The following is a 15,490-nucleotide window of genomic DNA, read 5'->3' as shown; positions in this document are numbered from 1 at the left end:
CCTTAGTTGAACTGCTTAAGGAAACGAAGATCGTTTTCAAAGAACGCGCGCAAGTCGTTAACACCATAACGAAGCATAGTTAAGCGCTCTACGCCCATACCAAAGGCAAAACCTGTGTACTCTTCTGGGTCGATACCCACAGCTTTAAGTACATTTGGGTGCACCATGCCGCAGCCCAATACTTCAAGCCACTGACCGTTTTTACCCATAACGTCTACTTCAGCTGAAGGCTCAGTGAACGGGAAGTAAGACGGACGGAAGCGAATTTCTAGTGACTCTTCAAAGAAGTGATGTAGGAAGTCATGCAAAATACCTTTAAGGTCGGTAAAGCTAACGTTCTTATCAACCATCAAACCTTCCACTTGGTGGAACATTGGCGTGTGAGTTTGATCGTAGTCGTTACGATACACGCGCCCTGGCGAGATAATACGCAATGGTGGCTTTTCCGCTTCCATAGTACGAATTTGAACACCAGAGGTTTGCGTACGAAGCATCATGTCTGGGTTGAAATAAAAGGTATCGTGGTCGGCACGCGCTGGGTGATTCGCAGGAATGTTCAGTGCATCGAAGTTGTGAAAACCATCTTCAATTTCAGGGCCAGTCTTAACTGAAAAGCCAAGCTCGCCAAAGAAAGATTCAATACGCGCAATCGTGCGGCTTACCGGATGCAAGTTTCCTGGCTTTTCAGTGCGACCAGGCAAAGTTACATCAATAGCTTCTTCAGCTAGCTTTTTGTTTAGCTCTTCAGTGCGTAAAAACTCACCTTTTGCAGAGATAGCTTGCTGAATAACTTGCTTAGCTTGGTTAATCTTTTGGCCCGCGGCAGGACGTTCTTCGTTCGATAACTTTCCAAGCCCTTTAAGTAAGTCGGTAAGTTTACCTTTCTTACCCATGAATTCGACCCTAACTTGGTCTAATGTGGCTGCATCTTGTGCAGCGTCAATCTGGCTTTGTGCCTGATTGATAATAGCGTCAAGCTCCATGTTTTCCTCAATTTACATGATGACTGCATGGCCAAAGCATAGGAAGAATTATTCTGTGCGCTAAGGCTTGCCTGAAATAAAAGCGGTAGTTTACACGAGTGACTGACATTACCGCTACCCTATATAGCTGATAATGGCGAAAATTTAGAAAACAAAATGCCTTTAACAAACAAAGCAATAAAGATTTATATATTTTAGAATTCAAATTAGCTTGTGAACATCCCCGTAAATAACTAGACTTTTGATGTTGGTTTTCGAAGGCCTTCCGTGACACTCGTCGTATCTCAGCAGCTCTTATAGTAAGCGGTTCGAATCTAGGCTGCTTCTATTTATCATCATCCATACAAGAAAGGAATTTCAAATGAAAGTCCAAATTGTTTTTCTTACTCTATCGAAGCTTTTTTTTTCTCTTTCTGTGTTGGTGTTTCTGGCCTCTTGTAGCAGTTTTACGCAACAGGTCAACCATAGTAAAAGCGAACAAATGGGAGATAGGATCTTATCATCGATAAATACCGATTCTGACGTTAACGAATTACAACTAGCCGAAATTATTTCTAATGTCGCAGAATCAAATAGTACAAGTAAGCTTACAACTACTCAAATAGAAGCATCTATAGCATTGTTTAATGAAGGGCTTCTGTCTGCAGTTAGTAATGAAAACTTTGAACGTCTGTCACTATTAAATGGCGAAAATCAATCGGTAAAAAACCAAAAAGTTCAAACGTTATTCACCCTTTTTCCTGATCACGCTAAATCGATTGCGACTAATCTCACAAAATACGGCGTTTATGATGTAGATGAATTACTCGAGCTTGCTGTAATTAATAATTTGGACCCCTCCACTATTCTGCACGCAACCGCAGCTGGCGAAAATCCGGATATTATGAGGATTGGCTGGGGAGGCAGCGGCGCGTTTAGTAGTGTCGTTGAATATAACGGCGACATATACGCGTCATCCGACGTAACTGGTGTTTGGAGACACGAGCGCCCTCATTGGTACCCTGTTGTTAAAGGGCTTACTAATTACAATATCACAGGCCTTCTTGTTCACAACAATTCTCTCCTTGCTGCAACAAAAAAGCAGATACTAAAGCTCGGTGAGGATAATGTGTGGTCACCTGTAGGTTTAGCGTTAAATACATACCGAAATACGACGCTTCAACTGCATTCAACTTCAGCAAATGGTACTACTTGCTTTGCAGCACTTGAAGCAAGGCTCGGCTGTATAGATGAGCAAGGCAGTGTATCGAGGAAACATCTCTCGTTAAGCAAATTAAAAGGTGTTTACTTCAGTGAAGAAGATAACAACTACATCTATGGTTTTAACGATAATAAACTTTACAGAATAGATATGTTTGATGGTAGCCATACTCTTGAATATACGTTTCCCAAAAACATTTTGCGTATAGCAAAATTAAGTAACGACTCAGAGCCTTTAGTGTTCACTCAAAACGGCATCTACGAATTTGGCTCTTTTGCCAACGTCAATATAGAGCTAAATAATAAAAGCATTGTGAACGTTTTAATAGACTCGAGCCCAACTGGTAAGCACTTTGTAGCACTCGGAGGGCAGTGGAACGCTACTATTCATGAACTAACTGCAGAGCCTTCTGGTTTGTCCATAGGCTCGAAGGTTAATATTGTTTACGACAGGTCACTCCCCTACAGACAATGGCGGAAATCAATGACTAAACCAATTGGTATGCCGCACAATGTAAAAGGTAAAATATGGTTTGGCGATTATTGGGGAATATACGCGTATGATATCAATTCTAATCAGTTTTATGAGAAATCATATGATGCTAGCAATTTTGTAGGTACCGATATTCATATAGCCAACAATACTCTATATATAACCGCTATGGACAACGGCCTAGTATCAATGCCGTTAGATAGGCCGAATAAATTCACGCCCATTTTCCCACGAAAATCATCAGACTGGTTGTTAGCTGGCCATGCATGGTCTGTTGACAGTAACGCAGAAGGTGTTTTTGCCACACTTTCACCATGGAACCTGTCGCAAGACTATCTGCTATCGGCTGATTCAGAGAACAAGTTTCGAAATGTTCAAAAAATTGATGACTCAGAGTCAAGACAAGATACAACTACTTTTTGGGGACAAAGCTACTCAAGAAAGCTTGTGCTAGGCGATGATATTTTTGTATATAAGGACGGATCCGATAACGGCGGACTGTATAAATTAAATTACTCTTCAATTGATAGTGATAATGACATTCAAGAAAGTACTAGCCAAAAACTATTCTCTACAGAAAAAAATCGTGTTTATCGTGCATTCACGGAATATCAAAATTATTTGGTTTCTTTTCACATAGATGAACAAAAGAAACTTTATTTCCATGATATCAACACTGGAACATTGGTCAAAACAATTAATGCTCCAATTGGGTTGTGGGCTTTTGAACTGCAGGTTATAGAGGATACATTGCACTTACTGGGCTCAATGCGAGGAGCTGTAATCTATAGATTTGATGAAACCAATGAATCTTTTACTGAATTGGTTAAAATACCGTCTGCATCAGCCTTCATGACAATTAAAGAAGCTCCCGACCATTCAATCACACTAGCAGGTGCAATTGACTGGAGCGCTGAGCCAAATGGAAAACTACTACTAAAAAAACAAGATGAAGAAGACTGGATTGATATAACTTGCCTGCTATCAAACGAAAGCGGGGCAGTCGATATTGAGTTCACAGAAGGTGGTGAGTACGTATATATTCTTCAGCAGGTTAGTTCGGTAATTAGAATAGAGGTTTCAAAGCTACAGAGTTATCAAGGCTGCGCAAACTGACATATTTTAAAAGTTGAGTTTTGGTAGAAGAATAGTGTTTGAGCTTTGTGGCGAAAAACACCTTCCACTACAGTAAGTAGTTCGATTATGTTAAAAGATAATAGTAAGATATTCAGTACATGAATATCTGTGTAATGAGATGCTATCTAATGAAATGTATTGCCGAAAAAATTAGCCCTACACAAGCAGAAGAGCAAGCATTAAAAGCAGTAGGTCACGAGCTAAAAAACGATAGTGTTAGCGTGATTTCGTTTATTAATGCCCACGCCTATACAATGGCCAATAAAAACAGTAAGTTCAGAGATTGTTTACTAGACGCTAGCATACTGTTCAGAGATGGTATTGGCGCAAAAATACTATTAAAAAAATACGGCAAGCCCGTTGGCTATAACGCTAACGGTACCGATTTAATACCGTTAATCTTAGACCGTTTCAAAGGGAAGTCAGTATGTTTTATCGGAACAGAGTCTCCTTACATAGAGCAAGCTGCATCAATCTATAAATCAAACGGTCACAATGTTAAAGCTTTTATGGATGGCTTTCAAAGTAACGAAAAAATGTTTGAGTTTGTAGAGGCACATCAACCCGAAATATTAATACTGGGCATGGGTATGCCGAAGCAAGAGTACTTTTCAGCATTCCTACAGCACAACTATGAAAATCCATTGGTTGTAGTGAACGGCGGCGCCATATTTGATTTCATTGCAAACCGTTTTACGCGCGCCCCCTCTATTTTTAGAAAACTTAATTTGGAATGGCTTTATCGTTTAATGAATGAGCCAATTAGATTATTTAATAGATATGCTATAGGTATACCGAAGTTTTTCTGGATATTACGGAAAAATATGAAACAAGAAAGATTAGGTTGATATCAACCTAATCATTCATTGTCCCGCTTCGTTCTCACCCAGTTCTTCTCTCGGTTTGAAACAAAAGTGCGATAAACACTGAATTTGCCTAGCACAAAAGGAATCATGCCTTTTAGTTGTGCTGGTGGTAATATTTTTTTCCCATATTTAAACCATACACAGACAATTGCTAAAGCAAAAACAGAGATACACATCCCTATGACTGCAGACCAATAAAAACCGTCGAAAATTGCAGCGATAAACGAGACAACTAAAGTAAGAATTGTGAGTATTATCCACATAATAGTTGGGGGAATTGCTGCATCTAATGCCTGAAAAAACAACCTGAAGTTTAGCTTTTTCAGGCCTTGCAGCATCATACTTGGCATTTTCTTTACAACAGATAGATGGCCATGTTCCCAACGCTTTCGTTGGTTTTCGAGCCCTTCATTATTCTCAGGAAATTCACTCGTCACTAAAGCACGGGGAACAAAAGTCACTTCTTCCCCCCCTCGCACTATGTGCAAACCTAGCTCAAGGTCTTCAACAATACTAGAAGACGCTAAAGAGTATTTATTTAAGACTGTCTTTGGAAAAGCCATACCAGAACCTTGAAGATGGCAGCTGATTCCTAGCCTTTTTTGGCCTAATGGTCTCACCCAATTCTTTATCAGCCAAGTAAACTCACTGATATTGAGCTTTATGTTGTCTTTATTCGGCGATCTCATTAAATAAAGCGCCTGCGCTACGCAATTTTTCGTTTGTGACGCAGTTAGTAACGTATGTAGACTCCTTTCACCAAACAAGCAATCAGCATCCATAACAACAACGGTAGCAAACTCAACATCATTTTTTGTTAAGTAATCGACCCCGTATTGCAATGCATGACCCTTACCTACTAATTCTAAATTAGTACGTTCGATGCAGATAGCTCCAGCATCTCGACTAACAGCAGCCGTACTGTCTGAACAATTATCTGCGACAACCAATATCAAGTCGCCTTCTTTAACCTCTTTTCTTGCAGACATTATTGTCTTTGCAATACCTAACTCCTCATTATGTGCCGGAATTAGGACCACGCATGGCAGAGTATTGTTACTGTTGTTTACTTCAACCGAGTTACTGTTTCGAAGACCTAGAAATAGCTGTAAAGAAAGAAAGGCTGATACAAAAGCCACGATAAAGAAAACAATATCTAGTAGAATCATTTATTCTTTTGCTCCAACCAGCACAGCTAATTTTTCAGCTTCTGTCGTTATATTATGTTCTTTCTTCACCGCTTCGAAAGCTCTTTTTCGAACCGCATCTAACTTACCTTGACTCATTTTGGTAAACGCTACTAATGCGTCTTCGAGTGAAGCAACGGAACCAGGAAACACCAAAAAGCCTGTAACCTTATCGACTACAAGCTCTGGTATGCCTGCAATAGCCGTACTAATGACAGGCACACCTGTAGCCATAGCCTCCATAATAGCCACGGGTAAACCTTCGGCAAAACTAGGTAACAGCATTGCGTCACTTTTACTTAGTAACTCTTTAATTTCGATGCTATCAACCCAACCCGTTATGGTTACATTACCTTGCAGATTGTGCTGCTTAATGAAAGACTCTATTTCTACTCGCATTTCGCCATCACCCGCTAAAGTAAGGTGTGCCTTAAAGCCAGCGTTAATAAAGCGAGAAAATGCCTCTAATAACAGTAGTTGACCTTTTTGTTCGCATAAACGACCTATACATAAAAAACGGTATTCATCCCCTTCCCTTTTCGAGTTTAGAGTTTGCTCGTGAAAAAAGTTTTCTTCAAGACCACAATGGACAATGCCCACTTTCCGCCAATCATCATAATCAGCCCAGCGAAAAAGCTGCGATTTACAATAATTAGTTATCGCTATCACTTTACTAGCGTATTTTATTTTTTGATTTAGATTAAGTGTTAAAGGTTTGTCAAACTCTTCAGGCCCATGAACGGTAAAACTATAAGGTACGCCGCTAATGATGCTTGTGTACATAGCTACTTCGGCCGGATTGGTACCAAAGTGCGCGTGTATGTGGTCTACCTCACTTTCTCTGCAAACTTTCGCAACGTTGCAACTTTCCACCAAATAGATTAAGTGGATTAAAAAACTTTGCTTTGATGCGGAGTGCATTTTGAATAACACTTTTAAAGCTTTAAAAAAACCTTTTGGGTTTTCTGAAATTGCACTAAAAACGTGCTTCAATAATTCAAACTTGGGCTGTTGGAGTACATAATGAGTTTGCTTATACTCTGCGTAGTCAATTTCGCTCATGTCGTTCGGATCATCAGAACGCATAGCAACCCTTAAAACTTCTATACCATTCTCTTCATGCGACATTATTTCTCGTCTAATAAAGGTATGGCTTACTTTAGGGTACTGATTAATAAGATAAAGAATCTTCATTTAAGTAAAGTCCTTTTAACGACTTGAGCTACCTTTCTAAAATGGCCACCCATGAATATTTTATAAAGTTCGGAAATTCTGATATCGGTTTGAGGGTAACCACTATACATAGTAGCTAACAAATGTGACTCTTCAGAGCGAGTTAATGGCTGAAGCTTATTCATCAATCGATTGAATGCGAAACGAATCTTGTCGGCAGGTTTGCCAGTTATTCTCTCGCCTTCGTGGTTCTGAATTTGGATATAAGAACGAGAGTTTACATTCAAGATATCTCCGTATTGATTAGATAACCGCAACCAAGTATCCCAATCTTGTAATGCTGGCATCTGTTCATCAAAGCCTCCTACCGCTTTCAAATAAGAAGTTTTGGTGAACACTTGGTTACCAACTACATTACCTTTTCTCAACTTCTGGTAAGTAGCTACTTTGGTATCATAACACGCTACTGGACCACTTTTTCTATGCTCTACAACACTATCAAACAGGGCAGAAAATACTTTTTTATTTACTGTATATTCTTGCCATTTCTTAATAAATGTTTCTATTCGCCACGGTTCAAAGTAATCGTCGTCATCTAACCCAGATATAAATTCCCCTTTAGCCATCGAAATTGCTTTATTACGACCGTAACACGCTCCTTTTGACTTACCAGATGTGTTGAGGATTGCGGTTAATATACCTTGCTCATGCATTTCCATTAGGTATTCTTGACTGCCGTCTGTTGAGCCATCATCGGCTACTATTAAATGAATTGACAAGTGAGTTTGATTTAAGACTGATTCTATAGCTCTTTCAAGAAGCATTCGCCTATTGTAGGTTGTAATATAAACTGAAACTAACAAGCTTTATCCTTAATTCGAGTTTTGTAGCAAGCAGATTACTAATGAGAATGCTATCAGAATCTGAACCTGTCATTCCTTAATTTATGATAGCTTTCTTTCAATATCAAAAAGGTTTCTGGCTCGGCTTGCTGTTGCTGTATCACTGCGCCCTCTAATATTTTTCGTTAACTTTTCTAAACTTAGAAACACTTAACATGGCTAGCTTTCGATACTTTTAGAATACTATTTTAAATCATCAAGTTTAAGCTAAACTGACGCGAAGCAGATTTGTTTAGAGGCTACATCGCCCCCTGATGATCAAAGAACAGTCGATTGGTCATCCATACGACTTTTTAAAATTCTTTGTTGATTTGCGTTATGTAAGAACGGGGAGTGTAACACTAAAAAAGCCACTCAAAAGCGAGTGGCTTTTCAAAAGCTTGTAATCTTATCTTAACTTAGTGCTTCTTGAACCAAATACTAATGCGAAGGCCATAAGCATGAGAGAAAAAACACCCGGTTCACTCACCTCGACGAAACTTGCATCCGTAGTGGCGATATTGAATGACGACTGTGCGTTTGCACTTGAATTATCAAGATCATTGATGAAAACTAACTGACTAAATGTGCCCGTTAAGAATTTACCAACTTCAACAATAAAAGTCTCTGTGTTCCCAGCAACTTTGTATGTATTATAATCCTGCACACCAAACGTTTGCGATCCAGCAAATTGAAAATAACGATTAGCCCCTTCTATATAATCCTTTTGGTTATCAAACACTGTGTCGTTATCAAAACCAAATCCGTGTAACTCGCCCAATTGACTAGACGAAAAAGTAACCATTAAAATTGTGTCCGCATCTATATTATAAACACCTTCGAAAGCGACCCAGTTATTACCAAGCATATTTAGTGTTTTACCGTCGTTTTGCGCCTCAACGGTTCCCTTCAGAAACTGGTTGCTGTAATTAGTAAACGTGCCACTAAAATCTAATTCAATTATCGCCGCGTTTGCAGTGAAAGCGTATAAGGATAGCAGTACTGCTACAAATTTTTTCATAAGAACAACCTTTCAATATTATAGAATCATAGAATTTGTTAATCTACCTTCAAAAAATTAAGCAAGATATAAGCCAACTAAAATTGCCTTTACTATTCAATTAGTTAGAAAATCCTCGACACAAAAATGTAAAAGAAATTGACACTCGATTAGAGCTCACGTTAGTAGTCAGGTAGCGTAAGTTTATAATTCAATCCTTCGCATTGAGGTAAACTATTCTCACGAAAAGTTACTCATCTGACTAATTCAGTATTAAATCGAGCATATTCAGTACAACTAGCTCTTTTAAATGTTATGGATGCAGTCTCGACGAAAATACAATCTACGGAGTAAGAATGCTAGCGCAATTGCAGCTATAAATTGTAATAGAATGAAAGAAGCAACCCGTAGGAAAGTAATGTTATTATCAAACCAACTGGTAGCATAATATAAGCAACTGACAATCACTATTACTGTTAATATAGGGATAATCACTGAGATAAAGTAACTAGATAAAGATATTGGTAGCAGGCGTGAAACTAGAACCGGCTGAATAACTCCTCTAGAGATTACTAAAGCTATAACAGTTGCATACGCAGAGCCTATTATTCCAATGGCTAAAACCATCGGGTAAATTAAGATGATGACTAAACATATTTCAATTAAGCAAAGGCTCATAATACTATCGCCTTGATTTTTAGAAATCATTAATGGTGTGCATGGCCCCTGCGAGTTAGCGAGTAAAAAGCCTCCGGATAAAATTATTAAAACATCAAGAGTTCCTTCAGGAACTTCGCCGAGCCAAAGGTTTATAAACCAACTACTCAAAAAGTAAATGTTAATAAAAATGAGCGCAGCCATAGATGAAGACGCAAGCAGACTAATTCGAAAACTCTTTCTCAAAGCCTCACTATTGTTAGCGCTAAAAGTACTAAAATAAGGAGTCAACATTGTGATCAGCGCTGCAGAGAGTTGAACATAGATCTCAATAAGCCTCCCAGCGATTCTTAAAGGAACGACGGCAACTGCTCCAAGTACTAAACCACAAACAACTACAGCAGCATTATTTCTTAAGTAGTTATTTATATTTATAAACATAAACCTGCTACCTAACAATTTTATTTGATTCCATGACTCAGCAGAGCACGATGACAAACGAAAATCATTGAACAAACCAATTTTATGAGAAATTAACAACATAGCTGCTAACTGTAAAAATGAAGAGCAAGCAAACGCAATCCCAACGAAAAAAATTCCTAATCCGTAACCTAAACCAATTAAAATTCCGACGGAGCGTACGACAGAAACAACTACCTTTATCGAGTTTAAAACGCCAAGTTTAAACTTACCATTTAAGTAAGCCTGTGCGGCAACGCTTTGAAATGTAAAAACGAAATTTGCACCGATCAAAAAAACAAGTTCTGCTAAAGTAATATTTCCTTCGAATTTTGCAAAGTCAGGAAACAGACTGAATACAAAACTACTAATAGCCAGTATCAAAAAGAAAAAAACACCTATTAATAAAATTGCGAATAGAGCAGTAGAAAATTGAGCTGTATTTATTTCACTTTCTTTTAAAATTGGCGTCAATTTAGACACTATAGATCCTAACCCAAACTCAAAAAGCGTGATTTGAGTCATTACGGCAAAAACAAGCATCCACATCCCAAAATCATGTTCACCAAAATTAATATACATTTCACGGAAAACAAGCATTCCCAAAAAAATTTGGATCATTATATTTAGAATGTTATACGCTGCTCCATTAATAAGATTTCGTGTCATTTATACTCTCTTTTCTCTTTGAAATGATATTGTAGTACATCTAGTTAATTTTTGACCCTCTTTCGAAAATCTCAACAATAGCTTTAAAGCTTTATATAGCATTCCAAATGTTATTGCTTTTTTCCCGTAATAAGAATTTGTAGCGGAAAAGGAAGATAGCTAGAAAATGGTGCTAGTCTGTAAATAATATAAAACCAAAGAGGTGGCACTAAGAAAAAGAACACCAAATATTCTGGTGTGATTTTATCTGCGATTAAGATATTCCATACTCCCCAAAAAAACAAAAATGCTAGGCTATGAGACAAGTAGACTAAAAATGTAATATTTGCAATATTTGTTATCCGTTCGCGCCATATAGAAGACTTTGTTTTAAGCGCGAGAACATAAGAAATATCTATAAAGAGAAGACTCAACCCAGCTCGTTTAAACGTATCGTATAAAAAGAATTCTTCACCTAATATAGAAAACTCTACTGAAACCACTACACCAAGTGCTAATATATAAATTGCTCGAAAACAACTAGATATTTTCAGTTCTCCGACTTTATGTGCAACATAAATTCCTATTGTAAAAGCAACGAGTATTGTACTTCGCATGACTATAGGCTCAAAAGAGTAAAATGTATGAATTGCTAATACTATTAAAATTGCGTAAAAGCCAATTTTTCTAATTACAAATACAAGGCAGTAAGAAAGGAGAGAGCAAACAAAAAGGTCGCGTAAAAAAGCAAGACTTCCTGTTGCAGGTTTATTATTAACCGCTAAGAGCCCGTTAAAGAAAAAATCAAGTAAATCAAATGATGCAATGTACTCCATTCCCGGATAAGAAGAACCTTTGATATAGAACATGCCGGCGCTGAAGATAATCATCAATAGGTTCCAAAACACAAGAGGCAAAACGATACTTTTAAACCTAGTGAAGGCGATGGTACGCCAGCTTTTGTCTATTAACCCAAAGTATATTAAAAAACCACTTACATAACTCAGTGCTGTAACACTACTTCGGCCAAAAATATCGTAAAAAAAGATCTTAATTGGCTCAAAGAAATCCGGAATATATGCTTCTTTCATCCAAGGAGGTATGTGTACAATTATCATGAAATATATGCAAAGAACTCGAATATACTTTATTTGCAATGAAGTTGACTGGCTAAAAGCAAAATTCTTTATCAAGATTAATTCCTTATGAGTGAGCCTTTTTTACATTTTTTAATATCTATCTCATTCTATTCAAACTAATAAATGTAACTTGAAAAACCAAAATAATTTTTTTACGTTCTTTTTCTTAGCAAGTTTAACGACACTGTTCTTATCATTTTTTTTATAAATCCTACTAGATGAAAGGAAAATCCATTTAATGTCCTCATTCTAAATAAAAATTTCACATAAGTAATCAAACCTGACGTTTTGTTTTTTTCATATACTTGGTTACAATAACCAGTAGCGAATTTCTCTAAGTCTAACTGCATCAACCTCTTCACATTCTTTGAAAAAAATATCTTACTGTATTTATTTTCATACATTGTATTTTTCTTACATGAGAAATAGTGACTATAAAAGTATAACTCTTTGTCATCACTTAAATTTTCGCCATGATGGCGCTTCAAAGCAAGCGGTTCGGAAAGAACTGCAACGTCGGTAATACAACCAAGTCTCAAAATAAAGTCAAATTCTTCAGAATGTTTCATCAGGCTATCAAAACCGCCTATTAAGAGTGCGCTATGTCTATTAAACATCATCGTAGTTGCCGTACCTATAAAGTTCTCCCTCAACAAAATTGATTGAAACTCGGTTCCCTTTATCAAACGATCATGTGCTCTTTTCGCATTTATAGAACCATTATGTTTTTTACAAGAATCATCAATATTATCTACATAATAATTGCAACAAATTAAACCTAAATTTCCATCATGTTCTCGTGCAAAGTTTACTTTTGATTCAAGCATGGTAGACAGCCAGATATCGTCTACATCCAAGAATGCTACCCATTCATATGATGCGTTCGCTATTCCAACATTTCTAGCAGACGAAACACCATGATTAGCTTGGCTTATACTTTTAATCTCCACGCGGGATGATTCTTTGAGCCGCTCGATAATATCGCCACTGCTATCAATTGAACCGTCATTTACTATAACTATCTCTTTTGGAAGATAGGTTTGCTGATTGATTGATTCGACCGCGTCTTCTAAAAACTTCTCGCCGTTGTAGCAAGGAATTACAGCGCTAATTTCCATCAAAATTCTCCATATTTTTGATTGAGGACTTTGATAAACGAATTTCTTTCTCACCAAAACCTGTTTGCCAAAAATCTTTACCCGTTGCGTTACCAGTTATCTTATATACTTTAAAACCATATTTATTCGCAAAATTAGATGTTTTCTCGCTATATTCATAAATAATTTGTTTTTTGTTTAGTAACGCACCAATTATCATACAATGAAACCGTGTTGATATAAGCAGCTCTGATTCAGCTATTCTTTTTAAAATATTGTTTTCCTTGTAAGAATCAATTTTAACTTTATTACTATTGACCTTATTTTTTATTGATAGTGCTACTGGAATATCGTTAGAGTCTTCAAAACTCAGTAGATTTACTTGATAACCTTCATTAATAAATCTTTTTGATAAAGCAATTACCTCGTCTTCAAAATCAGTTTGTTTAACGCGTTGGTTTCCATCTTTTTCGACTTTGGTTACCGAAATTGATACTGCCCTATTTTCAGACTTTGTTCTATAGGAGGACATATCCATGGACATGACAACATCTGGTATTACTTCAACATTTTTTATGCCAAGCTCACTCAAGAGGTTTTCTGAATAGTTGTCTCTGACTTGCCAGAAATCTACAAATCCCGCCACATCACTTAGCTTTTTCATATATGCTTCTTTATCACTATACGGTCCTAAATTTGCACCAATTACAAAGTTTCTTCCACCAAATAGTTTGTTGCGTCTGAAAAGTTTTGTTTTCCAATCAAACCTTTTGAGGTTTACATCGTTGTCACCCATAAATAAACTTCCGCCGACAAGAGCAAAATCCGCTTTGAACTTCCATCGTGCTGCTTCTAATCTTCCATTTTTAATAAATTTAACTTGTTTTTCTACAAATTTAGGTTTTACCATCGGGCCATACATAAAATATTCATCATATTTTGTTTGATTAATTATCGAGGCAAACATTAAATCATCGCCTAAGTTAAAGTTATTATAACCAGCGACTATCAGTTTCTTGGACAAAATTAGATTCCTTCTAAATTATTAACTATTTGGGTAAACGATTTTTTCTGGCATGCCTAACCCAGATACTCTGCAATTTTGTTAAACCTACATTGAATATACGAAATGTAACGCCGGTTAAGCTAATCTTCTATAAATGGATATGTCGAAGAGTAAATCTTTAATTTCTCTTTGTAGATACTATTTTTGGGTCTTTGCGGCCGTTGGCTCAAAAACTCCTTCAACCTAGCTTTTCGACTATATGGTTCGATTGACTTTGGAACGGTGGACCTTTCTAACCATTCTACTTCTACTGTTTCCTTATTTTTATAACCTCTAATTTGCAGCCCTATACTGTTTATTTCCTCTTTATAATCACCTATCTCTATTGCGAGTGGGCTGTCTTGTATTAATACTAAATCTTTATCGTCTTTCATTTGTAGTAAAAGTATTAGACTTCGCAGCCCCCAAAGAGAACTAGCAGGTCCTGAGTATTCGTCCAAAAAGCGTAAGTCTTGCTTTAGATATCCTTGAGTAAGAACACCATTTGCTACACCTCCATTAGTAATAATAAACTTCCAAAGCTGGTCGAATATACGCTTTACTGTTCCGGCTTCCGCTGCATTATTGTTTAATAAGATCGAAGCAATTAAGGGAGAGGTTGCTGCAGTTCGATAACAATGACTTCGCCCGAATATAGGAAAACCTTTCAAAGTAAACAGCTTTTGATATGACTGACAAAATTTAAAATTTACATTTGAGATAAATTCGCTGTCATAGTTTTTATCAATTTCAGTTAACCAAAATAATGAATAGTGAAAACCCCAAGCGTTATAAAAGTCAAAGTTCTTTCCAACTCCGTCACTAAACCAACCATCCCCAACATAAAACGACTTAATTCTATCATAACTAGAGGAATCTAAGTCTTCACCTTCATTCAGCTTTGATAGAATTAATAAAATAGTTTGACGGAATAAATGCCAGTTATTATCAACAATTTTTTTCAAAGTACATTGTCGTAACCAATCAAATAAGTTTTGTTTCTGCAGTTTCGATAACCTTTCCATTACTCTATCGCGGGCTATCCACAACGCTAATGCGACATCCGCTCCCTCACAAATTAGCTGGCTATAGTCTTCTACTTTCCCCCAATAGCCCTTTGAGAGAGGATCTGTACCGTTGACTATCGCGCTGATAAACATGTCTTCAAGTGAGCGGCCTTTTTCTTTTTCAATGCTGGGGACATTGAAGTTCGGATTCATAAATACTGAAGCTATAAACGGCAAGAACCTCGTTGTGCCTTCAATAGCATCAATGTCTCTGTCGTTGTAACTAAAGGCCCCTTTAAAATAGGCTCGCGTGCAATCTAAACTTGTGCTTCGAACCCATGAGTCAACAAAATAAGTTATAAGGTGAACAACCCTATCTTCAAATGCTTGGTCCGAACAATACGTAGATTGTAGTTTGAGATCTTTATCTCGCGGAAAAGTTGGTATTCTAGATTTATATACTTGCGCATCGTAAAAGCGCTTGACAGACAACTTCAACCTAGCCACTGTCATAGTGC

General features: G+C 37.2%; 12 protein-coding genes. 2 read left to right on the top strand and 10 right to left on the bottom strand.

The genetic code is table 11. The features are described 5' to 3' along the window. Positions 1-2: 2 nt before the first annotated feature. Positions 3-983 carry a phenylalanine--tRNA ligase subunit alpha gene (pheS, locus tag AC27KT_RS04785; protein ID WP_015066912.1) on the bottom strand — a complete coding sequence of 327 codons (981 nt, stop codon included), beginning with the start codon at positions 981-983 and terminating at the stop codon, positions 3-5. Positions 984-1,344: 361 nt separating this feature from the next. On the opposite strand from pheS, the gene AC27KT_RS04780 reads away from it, so the two are divergent. Next, a complete protein-coding gene (locus AC27KT_RS04780) occupies positions 1,345-3,792 on the top strand; it encodes a hypothetical protein (RefSeq protein WP_487127847.1) in 2,448 nt (815 codons plus the stop codon). A 149-nt stretch (positions 3,793-3,941) separates the two neighbouring features. After that, complete coding sequence (locus AC27KT_RS04775; RefSeq protein WP_487127845.1) at positions 3,942-4,661, top strand: WecB/TagA/CpsF family glycosyltransferase; 720 nt, start codon at positions 3,942-3,944, stop codon at positions 4,659-4,661. 11 nt (positions 4,662-4,672) lie between these two features. Here AC27KT_RS04775 and AC27KT_RS04770 read toward each other — a convergent pair whose 3' ends face one another. The 9 genes from AC27KT_RS04770 to AC27KT_RS04730 all read right to left on the bottom strand — a co-directional run bounded on the left by AC27KT_RS04770 (position 4,673) and on the right by AC27KT_RS04730 (position 15,485). Then, positions 4,673-5,848: a glycosyltransferase family 2 protein gene (locus tag AC27KT_RS04770; RefSeq protein WP_487127843.1), complete on the bottom strand. Its 1,176-nt coding sequence runs from the start codon at positions 5,846-5,848 to the stop codon at positions 4,673-4,675. After that, complete coding sequence (locus AC27KT_RS04765) at positions 5,849-7,060, bottom strand: glycosyltransferase family 4 protein (protein WP_487127841.1); 1,212 nt, start codon at positions 7,058-7,060, stop codon at positions 5,849-5,851. It lies immediately after the preceding gene. Then, entirely contained in the window at positions 7,057-7,902 is an 846-nt protein-coding gene (locus AC27KT_RS04760) for a glycosyltransferase (RefSeq protein ID WP_487127839.1), read from the bottom strand. The genes AC27KT_RS04765 and AC27KT_RS04760 overlap by 4 nt, the downstream gene beginning before the upstream one ends. A gap of 427 nt (positions 7,903-8,329) precedes the next feature. Continuing rightward, the gene (locus AC27KT_RS04755; RefSeq protein WP_487127837.1) at positions 8,330-8,941 is read right to left on the bottom strand and encodes a hypothetical protein; all 612 of its coding nucleotides are present in this window, start codon (positions 8,939-8,941) and stop codon (positions 8,330-8,332) included. A gap of 285 nt (positions 8,942-9,226) precedes the next feature. Further along, complete coding sequence (locus tag AC27KT_RS04750; RefSeq protein ID WP_487127835.1) at positions 9,227-10,705, bottom strand: oligosaccharide flippase family protein; 1,479 nt, start codon at positions 10,703-10,705, stop codon at positions 9,227-9,229. 110 nt (positions 10,706-10,815) lie between these two features. Beyond that, complete coding sequence (locus tag AC27KT_RS04745; RefSeq protein WP_487127833.1) at positions 10,816-11,877, bottom strand: acyltransferase family protein; 1,062 nt, start codon at positions 11,875-11,877, stop codon at positions 10,816-10,818. 98 nt (positions 11,878-11,975) lie between these two features. Then, the gene (locus tag AC27KT_RS04740; protein ID WP_487127831.1) at positions 11,976-12,941 is read right to left on the bottom strand and encodes a glycosyltransferase family 2 protein; all 966 of its coding nucleotides are present in this window, start codon (positions 12,939-12,941) and stop codon (positions 11,976-11,978) included. Next, on the bottom strand, positions 12,931-13,944 hold the full coding sequence (locus AC27KT_RS04735) for a polysaccharide pyruvyl transferase family protein (RefSeq protein ID WP_487127829.1): 1,014 nt from the start codon (positions 13,942-13,944) through the stop codon (positions 12,931-12,933). The genes AC27KT_RS04740 and AC27KT_RS04735 overlap by 11 nt, the downstream gene beginning before the upstream one ends. Positions 13,945-14,066: 122 nt before the next feature. Next, positions 14,067-15,485: a DUF2264 domain-containing protein gene (locus AC27KT_RS04730; protein ID WP_487127827.1), complete on the bottom strand. Its 1,419-nt coding sequence runs from the start codon at positions 15,483-15,485 to the stop codon at positions 14,067-14,069. Between the last annotated feature and the right edge of the window lie 5 nt (positions 15,486-15,490).

Source organism: Alteromonas sp. 5NW40-0090, from assembly GCF_057552975.1.
Note: the sequence above shows the minus strand (reverse complement) of the source record. Positions and strands in the feature narration are given on the sequence as shown.

Excerpts from the sequence above, each read along its gene's own strand:
- pheS (WP_015066912.1), bottom strand. The coding sequence starts at position 983 with ATGGAGCTTGACGCTATTATCAATCAGGCACAAAGCCAGATTGACGCT.
- AC27KT_RS04780 (WP_487127847.1), top strand. The coding sequence starts at position 1,345 with ATGAAAGTCCAAATTGTTTTTCTTACTCTATCGAAGCTTTTTTTTTCT.
- AC27KT_RS04775 (WP_487127845.1), top strand. The coding sequence starts at position 3,942 with ATGAAATGTATTGCCGAAAAAATTAGCCCTACACAAGCAGAAGAGCAA.
- AC27KT_RS04770 (WP_487127843.1), bottom strand. The coding sequence starts at position 5,848 with ATGATTCTACTAGATATTGTTTTCTTTATCGTGGCTTTTGTATCAGCC.
- AC27KT_RS04765 (WP_487127841.1), bottom strand. The coding sequence starts at position 7,060 with ATGAAGATTCTTTATCTTATTAATCAGTACCCTAAAGTAAGCCATACC.
- AC27KT_RS04755 (WP_487127837.1), bottom strand. The coding sequence starts at position 8,941 with ATGAAAAAATTTGTAGCAGTACTGCTATCCTTATACGCTTTCACTGCA.
- AC27KT_RS04750 (WP_487127835.1), bottom strand. The coding sequence starts at position 10,705 with ATGACACGAAATCTTATTAATGGAGCAGCGTATAACATTCTAAATATA.
- AC27KT_RS04740 (WP_487127831.1), bottom strand. The coding sequence starts at position 12,941 with ATGGAAATTAGCGCTGTAATTCCTTGCTACAACGGCGAGAAGTTTTTA.
- AC27KT_RS04730 (WP_487127827.1), bottom strand. The coding sequence starts at position 15,485 with ATGACAGTGGCTAGGTTGAAGTTGTCTGTCAAGCGCTTTTACGATGCG.